The sequence below is a fragment of the Formosa algae genome, assembly GCF_001439665.1.
In the GTDB taxonomy this organism is placed as follows: Bacteria; Bacteroidota; Bacteroidia; order Flavobacteriales; family Flavobacteriaceae; genus Formosa; species Formosa algae.
In genome coordinates this window covers 1-17,763 of the sequence record NZ_LMAK01000043.1, presented here as the reverse complement: position 1 = coordinate 17,763, position 17,763 = coordinate 1, and the positions used below count along the sequence as shown (strand labels likewise).

The window sequence follows — 17,763 nt, the reverse complement described above, 5'->3', positions numbered from 1 at the left end:
AAAAAAAAAAAAAAAAGAGTAGACTTACGCCTACTCTCTGTTTTCTATACTTTTATATGCTTCAATCACTTTCTTTACTAATTTGTGTCGAATCACATCTTTATCATCTAAGTAAATCATCCCTACGCCTTCTACATTTTTAAGAATAAGTAAGGCTTCTTTTAATCCTGAAGTAGTACGTCTCGGTAAATCGACTTGACCAGGATCTCCTGTAAGTAAAAATTTAGCACTTTTCCCCATACGCGTTAAAAACATCTTCATTTGGGCATGTGTTGTATTTTGACCTTCATCAAGAATAACAAAGGCATTATCTAGTGTACGACCACGCATAAATGCTAAAGGCGCTATTTGTATGGTGCCATTTTCTATATATAACGCTAATTTTTCTGGAGCAATCATGTCGCGTAATGCATCGTAAAGCGGTTGCATATACGGATCTAATTTTTCTTTTAAATCTCCAGGAAGAAATCCTAAATTTTCTCCAGCTTCTACAGCCGGACGTGTTAAGATAATACGTTTTACTTCTTTATTTTTTAAAGCTTGTACGGCTAAAGCAACGCCTGTATAGGTTTTTCCTGTTCCAGCTGGACCAATGGCAAAAACCATATCGTTCTTACGCATACTCTCTACTAACTTGCGTTGGTTTGCCGTTTGTGCACGAATTAGCTTACCACTTGCGCCATGCACTATAACTTCACCACTCTGTTTAGAGGTATGATAATCATCGCTACTTTGACTTGTTAACACACGTTCTATCGTGTTTTCATCTAACTTATTGTACTTGGCAAAATGATTGAGCAACATGGTTAATCTTCGATCAAATTCTTCTAAGAGATCTTCGTCTCCAAAAGCTTTGATTTTATTACCCCGAGCAACAATTTTTAACTTGGGAAAGTATTTTTTAAGAAGTTCAATATTTACGTTTTGAGCTCCAAAAAATTCTTTTGGAGTGATCTCTTCTAGTTCAATAATTATTTCGTTCAAAAGCTAGGCGATTTAATTAAATTTATCAGTTAAGTTTTATTAGTTTTGTGCTTCTAACAAATCTAAACAATTTTACTTCAGATATGTGAAAAACATATCAACAATTCACGTATGGCTATAATAACTTTAACTACTGATTTTGGGGAAAAAGATCACTTTGCTGGGGCGATTAAAGGGGCTATCTATAGTGAATTATCTGATGTGAGAATTGTTGATATCTCGCATTCAATATCGCCATTTAGCATCTCAGAAGCTGCATATATCATTCAAAATGCATATACAAGTTTCCCAAAAGGCAGCATTCATATTATAGGAATTGATGCCGAATTAAATCCAGAAAATAAACACATTGCAGTCCTCTTAGATGGGCATTATTTTATCTGTGCAAACAACGGAATTATGAGTATGATTTGTACCGAAATTAACCCAGAACGGATTGTGCAAATAAATATTCATGAAAACATAGTGAGTAGTTTTCCTGTTTTAGATGTTTTTGTAAAAGTTGCTTGTCATATTGCTCGTGGTGGGACCTTAGATGTGGTTGGAAAGCGTATAGAAGATATTAAACCAATCCAGAATTTAAGACCATACGTAAACGACGACCAGACACAAATTATAGGTAGTATTATTTATGTAGATAACTACGGAAATATTATTACCAACATTAAACGCAAATTTTTTGAAAACACCCAAAAAGGGCGTTCTTATAAAATACATGCTAGAAACCATAGTTTTAATACCATATACAATAAATACAGTGAAGTTGTAGATTTTACTAAACCTCCTGCAGAACGACAATCTGAAGGTAAAGGTCTAGTGGTTTTTAATTCTTCTAATTATTTAGAAATTGCCATGTATAAAAGTAACACCTCTACAGTTGGAGGCGCTTCTACATTGATGGGATTAAAATTAATGGATACCATAACAGTTAACTTTTTAAAGGATTAAGCTATGTTTGTACGGATTGTAAAACTAAGTTTTGAACCTACTAAAATTGATGAGTTTCTAAACATATTTGAAACGAATAAAACACATATTCGGGATTTTGAAGGGTGTGAATTTTTAGAGTTATACAGAGATAAAATACACAATAATATATTTTTTACCTATAGTTATTGGACTCATGAAGCAGCTTTAAATACCTACAGACATTCCGATTTGTTTACAACGGTTTGGACAGAGACAAAACAATTATTTAACAATAAACCAGAAGCTTGGAGCGTTGACAAATTGGTGAGTTTACCATAACACCGTCGCTTTCAACTTCAACTTATATTAAAGAAAACAGATGTTTGCCATATTAAAAAAAGAAATTAATTCGTTTTTCGCATCACCCATCGGCTACTTAGTTATTGCCTTATTTTTATTGCTAAATGGCTTATTTTTATGGTTTTTTAAAGGCGATTTTAATATTATAGATAATGGTTTTGCAGATTTATCGACCTTCTTTTTATTAGCACCCTGGATTTTAATCTTTCTTATTCCTGCGATAACCATGCGCAGTTTTGCAGACGAAAAGAAACAAGGGACTTTAGAATTGCTTCTAACTAAACCGATTTCTAAACTTCAAATTGTATTAGGTAAATATTTTGGAGCCTTTATTTTAATTCTAATCGCATTATTACCAACATTATTATACGTATTTACAGTATACAAATTAGGCGCTCCTGAAGGGAACTTGGACATGGGGAGTACGTTGGGATCGTATTTCGGATTGTTATTTTTAGTGGCTGCATATACTGCAATGGGAATTTTTGGATCGACATTATCAGATAATCAAATTGTAACTTTTATAATTTCTGTATTTCTATGCTTCTTTTTTTACATTGGTTTTGAAGGTGTTGCAGATGCTTTATCTAATAATTTTATAGATGGTTTAGGCATGAGTTTTCATTTTAAAAGTATGAGTCGTGGTGTTTTAGATACCAGAGACATCATCTATTTTATAAGTGTTTCGGCCTTGTTTATTGCCTTAACCCGATTCAACATTAATAAAAAATAAGTATGGTTTTTACAGTGCCTTTTGTAATTATACTCGTGCTACTTTTTGTGGTGCTTTTTATATTTTCAAGAACTATAGATAAACGCATTTGGGTAGCGTTTTTAATAAGTATTGTCCTTACACCTATGATATATTTTTATGTTTTATATCCGTTAATCAATATTTTTAGTGACTACCATCACGAAAAACATTTTGAAGCTAAAGCCTGGAAAAAGTCTCCTGCTTTTCGTTACGAAATGGCTAATGAATTAGAGCAATCAGATTTATTAATAGGGAAAAGTAAAACAGAAGTTAACACCCTATTAGGCGAACCAGAATGGTTTAGTTGGAACGACGCGATTAAAGCAAACGATTCTAATTTTTGGAATTATAACTTAGGAATTAAACCTGGAGCCTTTAACAAAACTCAGGAATGCATTAAAATTATTTTTGTAGATAATATTGCAGAAAGCTTAGAACACTATCAATTAGAACTAAAATTTGATGAGTAAAAATCTTAAACATATTATATTAATAGTTGGTGTTATTTTAGCACTAAATATTATAGGAAACACCGTTTATAAACGTTTCGACTTAACTCAAGACCAAAGATATACACTTAGCGAAGCCACACAGCATATTGTGGCAGATGTAAATTCGCCTATCATAATTGATGTCTTTTTAGAAGGTGAAGGATTTCCATCAGAATTTAGACGTCTTCAAACGGAAACAAAACAACTTTTAGAAGAATTTTATGCCCAAAACAGCAATATAAAATTCAATTTTATGAATCCGTTGGAAGATGAAGCCAATCGCGATCAAATCATTCAGCAATTAAATAACCGTGGTCTTACGCCTATGCAACTTACCGTTCAGGAAAATGGTAAAAGCAGTCAGGAAATTATTTTCCCTTGGGCTTTGGCAAGTTATAACGATGTTACGGTTAAAATTCCGTTAGTAAAAAACAAACTTGGAGCTTCACAACAAGAATTGGTAACCAATTCTGTGCAACATTTAGAATACGCCTTTGCAGATGGTATTGGAAAATTAGTACATGGAAAAAGTAAAAAGATTGCCATTTTAAAAGGTAACGGCGAATTAGAAGATCAATATTTAGCCGATTTTTTAACAACCCTAAAAGACTATTATTTTATTGCGCCATTTACGTTAGACAGTGTTGCGAGTCAGCCTGAAAACACTCTAAAAAAATTACAAGCCTACGATTTAATTATAGCTGCAAAACCTACGCAAGCTTTTACTGAAAAGGAAAAGTTGGTTTTAGACCAATACACCATGAATGGCGGAAAAAGTCTTTGGCTTATAGATGCTGTTGCCATGGAAAAAGATAGCTTATATAACGAATCTAGACGCTCTATTGCATTGGCAAGAGACTTAAATTTAACCGATGTGTTTTTTAAATACGGTGTGCGTGTAAATCCGTATTTAGTAGCAACACCCTACTCTGCTCCTATCACTTTAGCGATAGGCGAAGGTAGCGAGTCTCAGTTCCAAAATGTACGTTGGCCATATTCGCCATTAGTAAACACGACCAATACACACCCGATTGTAAATAATGTAAATATTTTAAAATTCGATTTTGCGAATCCGATAGACACCTTAAAAAACAGTCTTAAAAAAACCATTTTATTAGAAAGTGCTAAACTTACAAAGTTAGAAGGTACACCTAGAGAGATTAGTTTAGATGTGGTAACACAAGAACCAAATCCTCAAGAATTTAATAAAGGCAGCCAGCCCTTAGCTGTTTTAATTGAAGGTGCATTTACATCGGCTTACAAAAACAGAATTAAACCGTTTAAATTGGCTGCCAACAAAGACTTAAGCACAGCTACTAAAATGATTGTGATTGCAGACGGAGATCTTATTAAAAACGATGTGATTAAAAACGTACCACAAGAATTAGGATTTGATCGTTGGACTGGACAATTATTTGGAAATAAAGAATTCTTATTAAATTCGGTGAATTACCTCTTAGATGATAATGGACTTATAAACATTCGTTCAAAGGAAATTAAGGTTGCCTTTTTAGATCACGAAAAAATTGCCGATTCTAAATTAAGCTGGCAATTACTTAACACCTTGGCTCCTATACTTTTATTAGCTATTTTCGGTTTTATATTCAATTACTTAAGAAAAAGAAAGTATACCTCTTAAATGTTAATAAGTTTGTTTCTTATTTAAGCCTATTAAAGATATATTTGTAATTATTAAAATAATCTTATTAGATACAGATGAAATTTATAGTATCAAGTACCTATTTATTAAAGCAATTACAAGTTCTAGGAGGCGTAATTAATAGTTCGAACACTTTACCTATTTTAGATAATTTTCTTTTTGAATTAAGCAGTTCTAAACTTAATGTTTCTGCTAGCGATTTAGAAACAACTATGTCTGCTACTTTAGAAGTAGAAAGCGATAGTGAAGGGAGCGTTGCTATTCCTGCGCGTTTACTTTTAGATACTTTAAAAACATTTCCAGAACAGCCTTTAACGTTTATAATTGAAGACAATAATACTATTGAAATCAGTTCTAACCACGGTAAATATGCACTTGCATATGCTAACGGAAATGAGTTTCCTAAAGCTGTATCTTTAGATAACCCGAGTACAACTACAATTGTTGGAGATATTTTAGCCACTGCAATTAGCAAAACTATTTTTGCTGCTGGAAACGACGATTTACGTCCAGTAATGAGTGGTGTATTTTTTCAATTCTCTACAGAAAGTTTAACCTTTGTAGCTACAGATGCACATAAACTTGTAAAATACACAAGAGAAGATGTTGCAGCTTCTGAAGTTGCCGAATTTATTATGCCTAAAAAACCTTTAAATTTATTAAAAGGAATTTTAGCTGGTAGCGAAGATGAAGTTATTGTAGAATATAACGATTCGAATGCAAAATTCACTTTTGATAATGTAGAATTAATTTGTCGTTTAATTGATGGAAAATACCCAAATTACGATGCTGTAATTCCTAAAGAAAACCCTAACAAATTAACAATAGCTAGAAACCAATTTTTAAGCTCTGTTAAGCGTGTTAGTATTTTCTCTAATAAGACTACACACCAAATTAGATTAAAAATTGCTGGTGCAGAATTAAACATTTCTGCAGAAGATATAGATTACAGTAACAAAGCTGAAGAGCGTTTAACTTGTGATTACCAAGGCGATGATATGCAAATTGGTTTCAATTCACGTTTCTTAACAGAAATGCTAAACAACTTAAATTCAGACGATGTTCAACTTGAAATGAGTTTACCTAATCGTGCTGGTATTTTAACGCCTATAGATGGTTTAGACGAAGGTGAACAAGTTACTATGCTTGTTATGCCAGTCATGCTAAACAGTTAATATTTCAGAACAGAATACCTTATAAAAAGTCATGTAGATATTTAATATTTACATGACTTTATTTTTTCCATCCTTTATGTTTTTAATCACAAACGAGCTTTGTATGTGAGAGACAATCGTCATTTTAGAAAATCGTTTTAAAATAAATTCCTGATATTCATTCATATCGTGTAATAGTATTTTCAATAATACATCGTAAGTTCCGGCAATATAATTGGCTTCAATAACATCTTCTAAGGTATTAATATACGCTTCAAATTTGCGAAACGGCTCATCTTGATGCGTGGTTAAAGTTACCTGACAATACACGACTAAAGTTTTTCCTAATTTACTATAATCTACAATCGCGGTATATCCATTTATAATACCAGACGATTCTAATTTTTTTATACGTTCATGAACTGGCGTTATCGATAAATTTACACCTTCTGCAAGTTGTTTTATGGACTGTTTACTGTCTTTTTGTAAGGCTTCAATAAGCTTAAAATCTATGGAATCTAACTTCATTTTGGTAAGAATTTCTAAATGCACAACATATTGCATACTACAAAAGTAATAAATTCTACCCAAACATAATTATAGAGTATAATTTTTCAAAAATAATTAGTTTGACAAAATATTTTAATAAAATATTATCTTTGTATAAGAAATATTTAAGATATGAACACACCAGAAATACAAGCCGTTTACGATAGAATTAAAGCACATTCAGAATCCTTTTTAGGGTATCCAGTTGCTAAAGATTTCTCGTATCACGAATACGCACCGTTCCTAGACATTTGTATTAATAATGTTGGTGACCCAGAAAATCCATCAACGTTTGCAATAGACACCAAAGACATTGAGCAAAAATGTATTGCCTTCTTTGCAGACATGCTTTCAAGCAACACTAAAGACGTTTGGGGATATATTACCAATGGTGGCACCGAAGGTAATTTATATGGTTTATATGTAGCGAGAGAGAGTTTTCCGAATGCTATGGTATACTATAGCGAGAGCACACACTACAGTGTAAAAAAGAATTTACATTTATTAAATATTCCCAACATTGTTATTCGTTCTCAAGAAAATGGAGAAATGGATTACGAAGATTTAGAACAAACCATTTCTTACCGTCGTGATAAGCCAGCTATTTTCTTTTTAAATATTGGTACCACAATGACGGAGGCGATTGATAAAATTGATGAAATTAAACGCATCATTAAAAAATACGCCATTAAAGATTATTACATCCATTGTGATGCTGCATTCTTAGGAACTATTGCGCCTTATATTGACCCGAAACCAAAATTTGATTTTGCAGAAGGTATAGATAGCATCTCTATTTCTGGCCATAAATTTATTGGAAGTCCAATTCCTTGTGGTGCAGTTCTAGTAAAACGTAAACACAGAGATCGCATTGCAAATTCAGTGTCGTATGTGGGTACTATGGATACAACTATTACGGGATCTAGAAATGGATTAACACCTTTATTTATTTGGGATTTTATCCAAAAACACGATCACCAAGGTTTAAAAGACCGTGTTGTAGCCTCTCAAGAAGTTGCTGCGTATACCGAACATAAATTAAATGCATTAGGTATGAATGCTTGGAGAAATAACGATGGTTTAACTGTTGTGTTTCAAAAACCAAGTGACGACTTATGTAAAAAATATCAAATGGCTTCAGAAGAAGCTATTGCTCACATTATATGTGTACCAGGAGTTACATTTAGTAAAGTTGATGCTTTTCTAGAAGATTTAAAAATTGAATTAGTCCAAAAATCTTCTAAATCGAAAGCTGTACTGGCTTAATTAACGTAAATCCTTTATATAAAAAACGCCCATTTTCATGGGCGTTTTTTGTGTTTTATCTCTAAAATTCTTAACTAATAAAATTAAAAGATAAAGGATATGTTGGCGTTTCGCCATTACTAACTTTAATTGCATTTATTATAGGATAAAGCACACTTATAATTCCTAACACAAGAAATCCTAACAGCCCCAATCCAAAAAATAAAATTAGCGGCACACAAATAATGCAATAAATTACCAAGCTAATTTGAAAATTTAGAATCTTTTTCCCTTCATTATCCATTCCAAGTACTTTTTCTTTTTGAGTAATCCAAAGTACAAGTGGTATTAATAAGCTACCAAAACCTAAAGCTAAGGTTGCTAACTGACTTAAATGTGCGAGCACTAATAATTGTTTATCTTCTCTCATGATTGTATTGATTTTGATTTGATTGATACTAATAAGACGAGAAAAGAGATAATTTGTTACACTTTTCTTATTAATGTGGCAATTTATCTTTTAACAATCCGTAGACAAATGTCCCCAATACAGCGGAAAGTAATAAAATAATAATTGGAACAAATCCAGCACCAACTAATACAAAAATAGGCCCTGGGCATGCACCAGCTAACGCCCAACCTAATCCGAAAATTATACCTCCAATTAAATATCTAGAAATGGACTTATCTTTATCTTCAATAATTATAGGTTCACCATCAAAGGTTTTAATATTAAAACGCTTAATAAGCTGAATAAATAATATCCCGAATACTAAAGCCGTTCCAATAATACCATACATGTGAAAGGATTCAAACCTAAACATTTCATATATACGAAACCACGAAGCCGCTTCAGACTTATACATGATTACTCCAAAAACTAATCCTAATAAAATATATACTACTTTTTTCATCATTTTAAAATATAAAAGGGAACAATACATGAACCATAAATAAACCACCAATAAAGAATCCAACCACGGCAATTAAAGATGGTAATTGCAAATTACTCAAACCAGAGATAGCGTGTCCAGAAGTACATCCTCCAGCATATCTTGCTCCGAATCCAACTAAAAATCCGCCTACAATTAAAATTGCCCATGTTTTCACATCAGACAGTGCAGCTACAGAAAATAATTCTTCAGGCAAATATCCATTTACAGCAGATATATTTAAATCCTGAAGTGCCAATTTAGTAGATGTGCTAATGGCCGGCATATTTCCGTCAGACAGATAGTGAGATGCTATAAAACCTCCCAACATTGCACCTATAACAATAAATAAGTTCCAACTGTCTTTTTTCCAATTGTAATTGAAAAACGAGCTAACTCTACCGCCTCCACACATGCTACAAAACGCGCGCAAATTAGAAGACATTCCAAAACGCTTTCCTAAAAGTAAAAGCACAAACATAAGAAGCGCTATTAAAAATCCCGATACAAACCATGACCACGGTTGTAAAATAAAATCCATATATTATTTTTATTAATTAATACGTAACCGATTTTCTGCTACAAGAGCACAAATATATGTGGAAGTTCAAGTTTGGTATGTAACATAAGTTACATCTTTTTACTCCTCAAAACCTTAAACTTTTTTTACCAGATATTTTAAAACCAATGTGCGACGAAATTATTAACTTGTCTCTAAATTTATTTGAATGAAAAGAATCTTAAAAATCGTCGGCCTACTTTTGGTGTTGAGTATAGTCGTAATAATATATTTAAACTATCCTAAACTTAATTTTATAACAGGTTTTGCATCCAAAAGTGTCTGCTCTTGTACCTTTGTTGCTAACAGAACATTAGAGTCTATAGAACGTGGAGACAACGACTTCTCTCCTATTAATTTAGCCACCAACACAATAGATTTTGATAATAAGTCTGTAACCTCTACTGTTTACGGCCTTAAAGCACGTACAGCTGTTTTTAAGGAAGGCTTAGGTTGCATATTAATCCCTGAAGATTCAGACCACACTACTCTTAATCTAAAACAAAACCGAAACCTAACACCAAAACAATTACCATTCCCGTATGGAAATTTACCTCAAAAAGACACTCTATTTTCTAATGTAGATTATACCATTTTAAATGAAGCTGTAAAACACGCATTCGATCTTAATGAAGAACAAGTAAAGCGTACTCGAGCTGTATTGGTTATTTATAAAGACCAGATAATTGCCGAGCAGTATGCAGATGGCTTTAATAAAGACACTAAAATTTTAGGTTGGTCTATGACAAAAAGCATTACAAGTGCAATGGTTGGTATTTTAGAGAAACAAGGCCGTGTAAACAAAAATCAGTCCCATTTATTTAGCGACTGGGAAGTAGATGATCGCTCAAAGATTACCCTTAACAACCTGCTACAGATGAATAGTGGCTTAGCTTGGGAAGAAGATTACAGTAAAATTTCTGATGTCACTAAAATGTTATTTTTAAAAGAAGATATGCCTAAAATACCACGCGAAAAACCAATGATTGGCACGCCAAACAAAAGTTGGAACTATTCGTCTGGAACTACAAATTTAATCTCTGGATTTATTAGAGATCAGTTTAAAACGGATCAAGACTATGTCGATTTTTGGTATACCGAATTGATTGATAAAATTGGTATGCACTCTATGACTATAGAAACCGACTTAAAAGGGCATTTTGTAGGCTCGTCTTATGGTTGGGCTACTGCTAGAGATTGGAGTAAATTTGGACTCTTATTCTTACATGAAGGAAATTGGAATGGCGACCAAATATTAACTAAAGATTGGGTAGACTATAGTAAAACCCCAACGCCAACCTCTAATGGGATTTATGGTGCGCAATTTTGGCTAAATGCTGGCGGACGATATCCAGATGTGCCTAAAGATTTATTTTCGTGTAACGGCTATCAAGGACAACAGGTGAGTATTATTCCCTCAAAAGATATTGTTATTGTACGTTTTGGATTGGTAGAAGACCCTATATTTAGTTTTAACACCTTTCTGTCGGACATCCTTTCTGCTATAAACTAAAAAACTCTCGACGGTTGTCGAGAGTTTAAAATATTTTAATAGATAAAAATAAGAGACTAAGAGTTATTACGTAGCTCTGCCATTTTTATTGCCGCGATCGCAGCTTCTGTACCTTTGTTTCCGTGTATTCCTCCAGAACGTTCTATAGATTGTTGGATGTTATTATCTGTTAACACACAAAATATAACAGGCACATCGTTTATAACGTTTAAGTCTTTTATACCTTGAGTAACACCTTCACAAACAAAATCAAAATGTTTGGTTTCACCTTGAATCACACTTCCTATAGCGATTACAGCATCTACCATTTGTTCTTGCATTTTTTTACACCCGTAAATCAATTCAAAACTTCCTGGTACATTCCAACGCTTTAAGTTCTCTGGATGCACTCCGTTTTCAAGTAATGTATTATAAGCTCCATTATAGAGCCCTTCTGTAATGGTATCGTTCCATTCAGAAACAACAATCCCAAACCGATAATTACTCGCGTCTGGGATTGTTGTCTTATCGTAATCTGATAAATTTTTATTAGCTGTTGCCATCTTATTTAGTTGCTAACACTTGCGCCTTACCAATAAATACATCTACAGTAGTTGCTTCGGTAGATGTTGGATATTCGTTTTTAATTGTTTCAAAATATCCTAAAGCTTCATCTGCTTTACCTAATTCTAAAGCAATTAATCCCGCTTTATTTAAGTACATTGGCGTAGTGAATTCATTAGTTCTAATATTCGCCGCTTGCTTATAATAATCTAAAGCATCATCTAATTGATTTAACTGTACAAAAGCATCACCAATACCACCTTTTGCTAAAGGAGCTAAAGCTTCATCTTCGCTAGAAAAATCACTTAAATATTCTATTGCGTTTTTATAATCTTTTAAGTTTAAGTATGCCATTCCTGCATAGTACTCTGCTAAATTAGCAGCTGGAGTTCCGCTATGGTTTTCAATAATATCTAACATACCGTATTTACCTTCACCACCATTTAATGCTAAAGTGTAAAGCGAGTCTTTTTCTGTTCCGTTAACAGCTTCGTTAAAGTAAACTTTAGCCTGAGACATATCGTTCATAGCTTCGCTTTCTTTAGGTTGTGCAACAAATTCGTTATACCCTAAATATCCTAACACAACCGCAGCAACAACACCAATAATTACAAAGATGTATTTCTGATTACTAGCTACCCAGTCTTCCGTTTTAGAAGCGGTTTCGTCTAACGTATTAAAAACTTCTGCAGTAGTTGAGTTCTCTTCAACGTTCTCAAAATTTTCTATATCGTTTTCTACTTCTGGTTTCGTAGTAGGTTTGTAACCTCTCTTTTTATAAGTTGCCATATATTCTATATTATTCGGCGCAAAAATAAAATATTTCTGCAGAAATAAAAGGTTATTTATTTGTTATTTTTCAATAATTTGCAAGACTTTATAATCACTGCATTTAAATACGCGTACATAATTCTTTTTATGATCTTAAAATCCTTATCTCTAATAAATTACAAAAATTTTGAAACTGAATCTTTTGAATTCGACGACAAAATTAATTGTTTTGTTGGACAAAATGGAGTGGGAAAAACCAACATATTAGACGCGATTTATCATTTATCCTTCGGAAAAAGCTACTTTAACCCTATCGCTTCTCAAAATATTAAGCATGATGCCGATTTTTTTGTGGTTCAAGGTGACTTTTTAAAAGATGAAAATCCAGAAAAAATAGTAGTTAGTTTAAAAAGTGGACAAAAAAAAGTAATTAAACGTAATGCAAAAGCTTACGATAAATTTAGCGATCATATCGGATTTATTCCGCTAGTTATGATTTCTCCTGCAGATCGTGATTTAATTATAGAAGGTAGTGAAACGCGTAGAAAATTTATGGATAGCGTTATATCACAAAGTGATAAAGCTTACCTAAACGATTTAATTAATTATAATAAAACAGTCGCACAACGTAATGCTTTACTAAAGTTTTTTGCATTGAATAATACTTATAACGCAACAACTTTAGATGTTTATAATTCGCAATTAAACGATTTGGGCGCCTCTATTTTTGAAAAACGAAAAGCCTTTCTAGACGTGTTTATTCCTATATTTAAAGCACGTCATAAAATTATAAGCAACAACCAAGAACCAGTAGATTTAAATTATAAAAGCGATTTATTTAAAGGCCCTTTAAAAGAACTTTTAGAACACAGTTTAAATAAAGACAGAGCCGTACAGTACACATCGACAGGTATACATAAAGACGACCTATTATTTGAAATTGATGGACACCCTATTAAAAAATTCGGGAGTCAAGGACAACAAAAATCATTTTTAATCGCTTTAAAACTAGCACAGTTTGACTTTATAAAAGGACTAAGTGGTGTAAATCCCATTCTTTTATTAGATGATATTTTTGACAAATTGGACGAACAACGTGTGGGACAAATTATTAAATTAGTTAACGATTCTAATTTTGGGCAGTTATTTATTAGCGACACCCACGCAGACCGTACCGAACATGCCATAAAACAAGTACATCAGTCATATCAAATTTTCAACATCGGAGCATAAAATCTTATTTATATGAAACATTATTTCGCAATTTTTTGTTTAATTCTCCTAAGTAGCTGTTCTAACACCTCTAACCTAGATGTCTCTAATTTAAATGGTTATTGGGAAATTGAAGAAGTTATAAAAGCAGACGGAACGTCTCATGTTTATAGCATAAATGAAACTATAGATTATATGGTAATTACTGATAGTCTTACAGGTTACAGACAAAAAATGAAAACAGACGCAGATAATACTTATACGCCGGTTACCACTAAAGAACACATTAATATAATTACAGAAAACGACAGCTTAAAAATACACTACCACACCCCGTTTTCTGATTGGAAAGAAACCATATTAGAATTAAATAACGACCGCTTAAAAGTCGTTAATACGCATCAAAACGTATATATTTACAAACGATATATTCCTTTAAATTTATAATTATGGCTAAACGAAGCAACGAAAACCTAAGCATGTCTGATGTTTTAAAAGAATTTGTAGAAACCAATAAATTAGAACGTGGTTTAGACCGAGTTAATGTACGTGATGCTTGGACCTCGCTTATGGGAAATGGTGTTAATAATTACACTACAGCCATTAGTTTAGAACGCGACACACTATATGTACAATTAAGTTCTAGCGTATTACGTGAAGAATTAAGTTACGGAAAATCTAAAATTATTACCATGCTTAACGAAGAATTAGGTAAAGATTTAATCAAAAAAATAATTTTAAGATAAGTGCATTCTTAAAAATAAATCAATAAAAAAGCACCATTTCTACATCTCGAAATGGTGCTTTTTTAATCTAATTATATTTCTATATCTAAGATTTTAAATAGCATATTAAAGCCATAAATCGATTAAACTAATTAATCTTTAATCTGTTCTGGCTTTTTATTTTTTGCTGCCAATTCATCTGTAAGGAACGGTAAACTTACATGTAAAGCCACATAACTACTTTTATTGGTTCCGCTAGCAAAATTATCTTTTAAAACATCTGTGAAACCTTGGTAATATCTTAAATTAAGAATTATACCTTTTCCTTCGTGAGCAGATCTTAGAAAATATCCCACATTAGCAATTACACCATAATCGGTCTTGTTTACAAATTTAGTTGTACTCTGTTCTAATTCGCCTTGACTTCCTGAGTATGTAGATTTTGCTTTACCTAAAAAAGAAACTTGCGGACTTAATCCAAATCTGAAATTAGAATCATTAGGTTGGTAAGCAAATAACACATGAACATCTGTATACCCTACTCGCATCTTTGCAGAGGTATCTGAATACAATCCGTTTAAATACGCATCATCTGAAATTAAATTGGTGTGTTTTAAAAGTACTGTTCTTTTAGACAGAAAATAAACTGTTGGGCTAACATACCAATTTTCTGAAAGCTTTAGATTCCCTGCAATTCCAAAATTAACACCATTCTGTATTTTTAAATCATCGACATTAGAAAAACTATTAAAAGGTACGCCAATCTCCATACTTAAATTGAATTTTTCTGAAGCTACTTTATCCCCAAAAATCATTGCAATAATTGCAGCTTGTGCGCTTGTAAACTGAGGAATCGCGAAAAGTAAATAAAAAATAAAAAGTGAATATTTTTTCATCTGGTAGGTGAGTTATTGATTATTAGATTAACGGGGGAAAGGTAATAAAATTAATGATTGTCTTAATGAACTGTTAAATAAAAAGCTTAGGTATTTAAAAAAAATGAGACAATATATTCTTTTTTACAACTAAAAACAGAACGAATATGTGTGGTTTTAAAATGCTTTTATTACATTATAAATAATATAATACTGTGTCTTTTTTATATATAAACTAATAATTATTAAGGAATTCAATATTTTATAATATGTTTATACTTTAATATTAGTGATATAAAAACACAGATTAAAAAAAGAAATAATTAAAAATAATTTTCCAATGAGTTTAGATTTATTTAATGTAAAAGACAAAATAGCCTTAATCACAGGAAGCACTCACGGTTTAGGTTTAGCTATGGCCAAAGGTTTAGGACTTGCAGGCGCAACCCTTGTTTTAAATGGGAATTCTTCGCAAGACAAGATTGATAAAGCTGTTTCGGAATGTAAAGCAGAAGGTATAAAAGCTGTTGGCTATAAATTTAATGTTGCTGAAGAAAGCGAAGTTATCGCTGCTATTTCTAAAATAGAAGCAGAAGTTGGCCCAATAGATATTTTAATTAACAATGCAGGTATTATAAAGCGCACACCACTTTTAGATATGGAAGTTAGCGATTTTAAAGCAGTCGTGAATATCGATTTAGTGAGTCCGTTTATTGTATCTAAACATGTGGTTAAAAACATGGTAAAACGCGAACAAGGTAAAGTTATTAATATTTGCTCTATGATGAGTGAATTGGGACGTTCTAATGTTGGAGCTTACGCTGCTGCCAAAGGCGGACTAAAAATGTTAACTCAAAATATGGCTACAGAATGGGCAAAATATAACATTCAGGTCAATGGTATTGGTCCAGGTTATTTTGCAACTTCGCAAACTGCTCCAATACGTGTAGACGGACATCCGTTTAACGATTTTATTATTAGCAGAACACCTGCCGCACGTTGGGGAAATCCTGAAGATTTGCAAGGTGCAACCATATTTTTAAGCTCTAAAGCTAGTGATTTTGTTAACGGGCATATAGTCTATGTTGATGGCGGAATTTTAGCAACTATAGGTAAACCCGCTAACGAAGGATAAAACATTAAAATACCCAATTACATTAAAACGGAAAAGGCTAAAATCAGATTAAATGTATCATCTAATTTTAGCCTTTTTCATTATACACTCTATTTTTAAGCACTTATTTTTTAATCACTTTATAAGTGTAGATATTTGCACGTACATGCATCTTAAAATATAAACACCTTTACATTTATCAGACTGATTAATCTTGTTTATTGTTGAAGCAGATTGAACCTCCTGAACTAATAAATTATATAATTGATACTGAAAACAGGAAATACCTGAAATTCAATTTATATTACTAAAGACTTCGTTATTATAAATAAAAAAGCTTTGCAGATACTGCAAAGCTTTCTTGGAGTTGGAATCTTAAAAGTCTAATTATTAATTACATCCAACGTGTGCACTATTAATCTAGGGGATTCACTGTACTATACTCATTTAAAAATGCCAACGCACAAATGCTTCCATAGCGGCATAATGCGCTAAGCCTAATAAATGATAAACCTCTGCGGTTTCTCTGTTTCTATCTTCTGCGCGTTGCCAAAACTCTCTACTATCTGAGCCTTGAAACACCACGCCATCTTTTTGAGATTGGTGTTTAAAAATTCCATGACGTTTCTCTAACACTTGGTCTGGACTCATAGGCACAGCCATTTCTATTTCATCTACATTCCATTCTTGCCATGCACCTCTGTATAACCACAACCAACAATCGTTCATGTATTTCTTTGATTTAAGTTGTTTTACAGCTTCAAAAACAGCATCTAAACATACTTTATGGGTACCGTGTGGATCGGCTAAATCGCCTGCGGCATATATTTGATGAGGCTTTATCTTATCGATAAGTGTCATAGTAATTTCTATATCTTCTTTTCCTAATGGCTTTTTCTCTATGGCTCCTGTTTCGTAAAATGGTAATTCCATATAGTGGATATGCTCGTCTGGAAGACCTATAAATTTAGCTGCAGCATGTGCTTCTCCTTTTCGGATTAATCCTTTAATGTAACGCACCTCTGGAATATCGATTTCACTGCCTTTTTTGTTCTCTAGAAACGTCACTGCCTTTTTATAGATGTTTTCAGCCTCTGCACTTTCTATACCGAATTTCTCGTTATAATCGCACACAAAACCAGCAAAACGTAAAGCTTCATCGTCTGAAACAGCTATGTTTCCAGATGTTTGATACCCAATATGCACTTCGTGACCTTGCTCTTGTAATCGCTTAAACGTTCCTCCCATACTAATGACATCATCATCTGGGTGCGGACTAAAAATAAGCACTCGTTTCTTAGAAGGTTCGGCTCGTTCTGGACGTTTCGAATCGTCTGCATTTGGCTTTCCGCCAGGCCAACCTGTAATCGTATTTTGTAATCTGTTGAATATTTTAATATTGATATCGTATGC

The 17,763-nt window shown here is 32.7% G+C and carries 21 protein-coding genes; 12 read left to right on the top strand and 9 right to left on the bottom strand.

The window, feature by feature from the left end; genetic code table 11:
- Positions 1-30: 30 nt before the first annotated feature.
- Positions 31-984, bottom strand: a complete 954-nt coding sequence (locus AST99_RS11325; protein ID WP_057781946.1) for a PhoH family protein — start codon at positions 982-984, stop codon at positions 31-33.
- A 111-nt stretch (positions 985-1,095) separates the two neighbouring features.
- Between AST99_RS11325 and AST99_RS11320 the strand changes: the two genes are divergently transcribed.
- From AST99_RS11320 to dnaN, 6 genes are all read left to right on the top strand, one after another.
- Positions 1,096-1,932 (top strand): SAM hydrolase/SAM-dependent halogenase family protein, encoded by an 837-nt coding sequence (locus AST99_RS11320; RefSeq protein WP_057781945.1) that lies wholly within the window; start codon positions 1,096-1,098, stop codon positions 1,930-1,932.
- A gap of 3 nt (positions 1,933-1,935) precedes the next feature.
- On the top strand, positions 1,936-2,232 hold the full coding sequence (locus AST99_RS11315) for a putative quinol monooxygenase (RefSeq protein ID WP_057781944.1): 297 nt from the start codon (positions 1,936-1,938) through the stop codon (positions 2,230-2,232).
- A gap of 40 nt (positions 2,233-2,272) precedes the next feature.
- Entirely contained in the window at positions 2,273-2,986 is a 714-nt protein-coding gene (gene gldF / locus AST99_RS11310) for a gliding motility-associated ABC transporter permease subunit GldF (protein ID WP_057781943.1), read from the top strand.
- A 2-nt stretch (positions 2,987-2,988) separates the two neighbouring features.
- Positions 2,989-3,477 (top strand): hypothetical protein, encoded by a 489-nt coding sequence (locus AST99_RS11305; protein ID WP_057781942.1) that lies wholly within the window; start codon positions 2,989-2,991, stop codon positions 3,475-3,477.
- Positions 3,470-5,137, top strand: a complete 1,668-nt coding sequence (gene gldG / locus AST99_RS11300) for a gliding motility-associated ABC transporter substrate-binding protein GldG (protein ID WP_057781941.1) — start codon at positions 3,470-3,472, stop codon at positions 5,135-5,137. Before AST99_RS11305 ends, gldG begins: the two co-directional genes overlap by 8 nt.
- Before the next feature lie 77 nt (positions 5,138-5,214).
- The gene (gene dnaN / locus AST99_RS11295; protein WP_057781940.1) at positions 5,215-6,333 is read left to right on the top strand and encodes a DNA polymerase III subunit beta; all 1,119 of its coding nucleotides are present in this window, start codon (positions 5,215-5,217) and stop codon (positions 6,331-6,333) included.
- 48 nt (positions 6,334-6,381) lie between these two features.
- Here the strand turns inward: dnaN and AST99_RS11290 are convergent, their stop codons facing one another.
- The gene (locus tag AST99_RS11290; protein WP_057781948.1) at positions 6,382-6,840 is read right to left on the bottom strand and encodes an Lrp/AsnC family transcriptional regulator; all 459 of its coding nucleotides are present in this window, start codon (positions 6,838-6,840) and stop codon (positions 6,382-6,384) included.
- A gap of 153 nt (positions 6,841-6,993) precedes the next feature.
- On the opposite strand from AST99_RS11290, the gene AST99_RS11285 reads away from it, so the two are divergent.
- Positions 6,994-8,127 (top strand): histidine decarboxylase, encoded by a 1,134-nt coding sequence (locus AST99_RS11285; protein WP_057781939.1) that lies wholly within the window; start codon positions 6,994-6,996, stop codon positions 8,125-8,127.
- A 70-nt stretch (positions 8,128-8,197) separates the two neighbouring features.
- Here AST99_RS11285 and AST99_RS11280 read toward each other — a convergent pair whose 3' ends face one another.
- From AST99_RS11280 to AST99_RS11270, 3 genes are all read right to left on the bottom strand, one after another.
- Positions 8,198-8,536: a DUF4870 domain-containing protein gene (locus tag AST99_RS11280; RefSeq protein WP_057781938.1), complete on the bottom strand. Its 339-nt coding sequence runs from the start codon at positions 8,534-8,536 to the stop codon at positions 8,198-8,200.
- A gap of 70 nt (positions 8,537-8,606) precedes the next feature.
- Positions 8,607-9,020: a YeeE/YedE family protein gene (locus tag AST99_RS11275; RefSeq protein ID WP_057781947.1), complete on the bottom strand. Its 414-nt coding sequence runs from the start codon at positions 9,018-9,020 to the stop codon at positions 8,607-8,609.
- Between the two features lie 4 nt (positions 9,021-9,024).
- The gene (locus AST99_RS11270; protein ID WP_057781937.1) at positions 9,025-9,579 is read right to left on the bottom strand and encodes a YeeE/YedE family protein; all 555 of its coding nucleotides are present in this window, start codon (positions 9,577-9,579) and stop codon (positions 9,025-9,027) included.
- Positions 9,580-9,766: 187 nt separating this feature from the next.
- On the opposite strand from AST99_RS11270, the gene AST99_RS11265 reads away from it, so the two are divergent.
- On the top strand, positions 9,767-11,110 hold the full coding sequence (locus AST99_RS11265; protein ID WP_057781936.1) for a serine hydrolase domain-containing protein: 1,344 nt from the start codon (positions 9,767-9,769) through the stop codon (positions 11,108-11,110).
- A gap of 56 nt (positions 11,111-11,166) precedes the next feature.
- Here AST99_RS11265 and ribH read toward each other — a convergent pair whose 3' ends face one another.
- Both ribH and AST99_RS11255 read right to left on the bottom strand, forming a co-directional pair.
- Positions 11,167-11,652 carry a 6,7-dimethyl-8-ribityllumazine synthase gene (gene ribH, locus AST99_RS11260; protein ID WP_057781935.1) on the bottom strand — a complete coding sequence of 162 codons (486 nt, stop codon included), beginning with the start codon at positions 11,650-11,652 and terminating at the stop codon, positions 11,167-11,169.
- Position 11,653: 1 nt separating this feature from the next.
- Complete coding sequence (locus AST99_RS11255) at positions 11,654-12,442, bottom strand: tetratricopeptide repeat protein (protein WP_057781934.1); 789 nt, start codon at positions 12,440-12,442, stop codon at positions 11,654-11,656.
- 129 nt (positions 12,443-12,571) lie between these two features.
- On the opposite strand from AST99_RS11255, the gene recF reads away from it, so the two are divergent.
- Genes recF through AST99_RS11240 form a run of 3 tightly spaced genes read left to right on the top strand, consistent with a single transcriptional unit; the run spans position 12,572 to position 14,382 of the window.
- Positions 12,572-13,657, top strand: coding sequence for a DNA replication/repair protein RecF (gene recF, locus AST99_RS11250; RefSeq protein WP_057781933.1), 1,086 nt, complete (start codon positions 12,572-12,574; stop codon positions 13,655-13,657).
- 12 nt (positions 13,658-13,669) lie between these two features.
- Positions 13,670-14,083 (top strand): lipocalin family protein, encoded by a 414-nt coding sequence (locus AST99_RS11245; RefSeq protein WP_057781932.1) that lies wholly within the window; start codon positions 13,670-13,672, stop codon positions 14,081-14,083.
- Positions 14,084-14,085: 2 nt separating this feature from the next.
- Positions 14,086-14,382 carry a DciA family protein gene (locus AST99_RS11240; protein ID WP_057781931.1) on the top strand — a complete coding sequence of 99 codons (297 nt, stop codon included), beginning with the start codon at positions 14,086-14,088 and terminating at the stop codon, positions 14,380-14,382.
- A gap of 131 nt (positions 14,383-14,513) precedes the next feature.
- On the opposite strand, the gene AST99_RS11235 is transcribed toward AST99_RS11240, so the two are convergent.
- Positions 14,514-15,257, bottom strand: coding sequence for a porin family protein (locus tag AST99_RS11235; protein ID WP_057781930.1), 744 nt, complete (start codon positions 15,255-15,257; stop codon positions 14,514-14,516).
- Positions 15,258-15,576: 319 nt separating this feature from the next.
- Between AST99_RS11235 and AST99_RS11230 the strand changes: the two genes are divergently transcribed.
- Positions 15,577-16,371 (top strand): gluconate 5-dehydrogenase, encoded by a 795-nt coding sequence (locus AST99_RS11230; protein WP_057781929.1) that lies wholly within the window; start codon positions 15,577-15,579, stop codon positions 16,369-16,371.
- A gap of 426 nt (positions 16,372-16,797) precedes the next feature.
- Here AST99_RS11230 and AST99_RS11225 read toward each other — a convergent pair.
- The coding region (locus AST99_RS11225) for a PIG-L family deacetylase (RefSeq protein WP_198151498.1) at positions 16,798-17,763 on the bottom strand (966 nt) is incomplete at its 5' end.

Coding starts and splice junctions, on each gene's coding strand:
- AST99_RS11320 (WP_057781945.1), top strand. CDS start 1,096: ATGGCTATAATAACTTTAACTACTGATTTTGGGGAAAAAGATCACTTT.
- AST99_RS11315 (WP_057781944.1), top strand. CDS start 1,936: ATGTTTGTACGGATTGTAAAACTAAGTTTTGAACCTACTAAAATTGAT.
- gldF (WP_057781943.1), top strand. CDS start 2,273: ATGTTTGCCATATTAAAAAAAGAAATTAATTCGTTTTTCGCATCACCC.
- AST99_RS11305 (WP_057781942.1), top strand. CDS start 2,989: ATGGTTTTTACAGTGCCTTTTGTAATTATACTCGTGCTACTTTTTGTG.
- gldG (WP_057781941.1), top strand. CDS start 3,470: ATGAGTAAAAATCTTAAACATATTATATTAATAGTTGGTGTTATTTTA.
- dnaN (WP_057781940.1), top strand. CDS start 5,215: ATGAAATTTATAGTATCAAGTACCTATTTATTAAAGCAATTACAAGTT.
- AST99_RS11290 (WP_057781948.1), bottom strand. CDS start 6,840: ATGAAGTTAGATTCCATAGATTTTAAGCTTATTGAAGCCTTACAAAAA.
- AST99_RS11285 (WP_057781939.1), top strand. CDS start 6,994: ATGAACACACCAGAAATACAAGCCGTTTACGATAGAATTAAAGCACAT.
- AST99_RS11280 (WP_057781938.1), bottom strand. CDS start 8,536: ATGAGAGAAGATAAACAATTATTAGTGCTCGCACATTTAAGTCAGTTA.
- AST99_RS11275 (WP_057781947.1), bottom strand. CDS start 9,020: ATGAAAAAAGTAGTATATATTTTATTAGGATTAGTTTTTGGAGTAATC.
- AST99_RS11270 (WP_057781937.1), bottom strand. CDS start 9,579: ATGGATTTTATTTTACAACCGTGGTCATGGTTTGTATCGGGATTTTTA.
- AST99_RS11265 (WP_057781936.1), top strand. CDS start 9,767: ATGAAAAGAATCTTAAAAATCGTCGGCCTACTTTTGGTGTTGAGTATA.
- ribH (WP_057781935.1), bottom strand. CDS start 11,652: ATGGCAACAGCTAATAAAAATTTATCAGATTACGATAAGACAACAATC.
- AST99_RS11255 (WP_057781934.1), bottom strand. CDS start 12,442: ATGGCAACTTATAAAAAGAGAGGTTACAAACCTACTACGAAACCAGAA.
- recF (WP_057781933.1), top strand. CDS start 12,572: ATGATCTTAAAATCCTTATCTCTAATAAATTACAAAAATTTTGAAACT.
- AST99_RS11245 (WP_057781932.1), top strand. CDS start 13,670: ATGAAACATTATTTCGCAATTTTTTGTTTAATTCTCCTAAGTAGCTGT.
- AST99_RS11240 (WP_057781931.1), top strand. CDS start 14,086: ATGGCTAAACGAAGCAACGAAAACCTAAGCATGTCTGATGTTTTAAAA.
- AST99_RS11235 (WP_057781930.1), bottom strand. CDS start 15,257: ATGAAAAAATATTCACTTTTTATTTTTTATTTACTTTTCGCGATTCCT.
- AST99_RS11230 (WP_057781929.1), top strand. CDS start 15,577: ATGAGTTTAGATTTATTTAATGTAAAAGACAAAATAGCCTTAATCACA.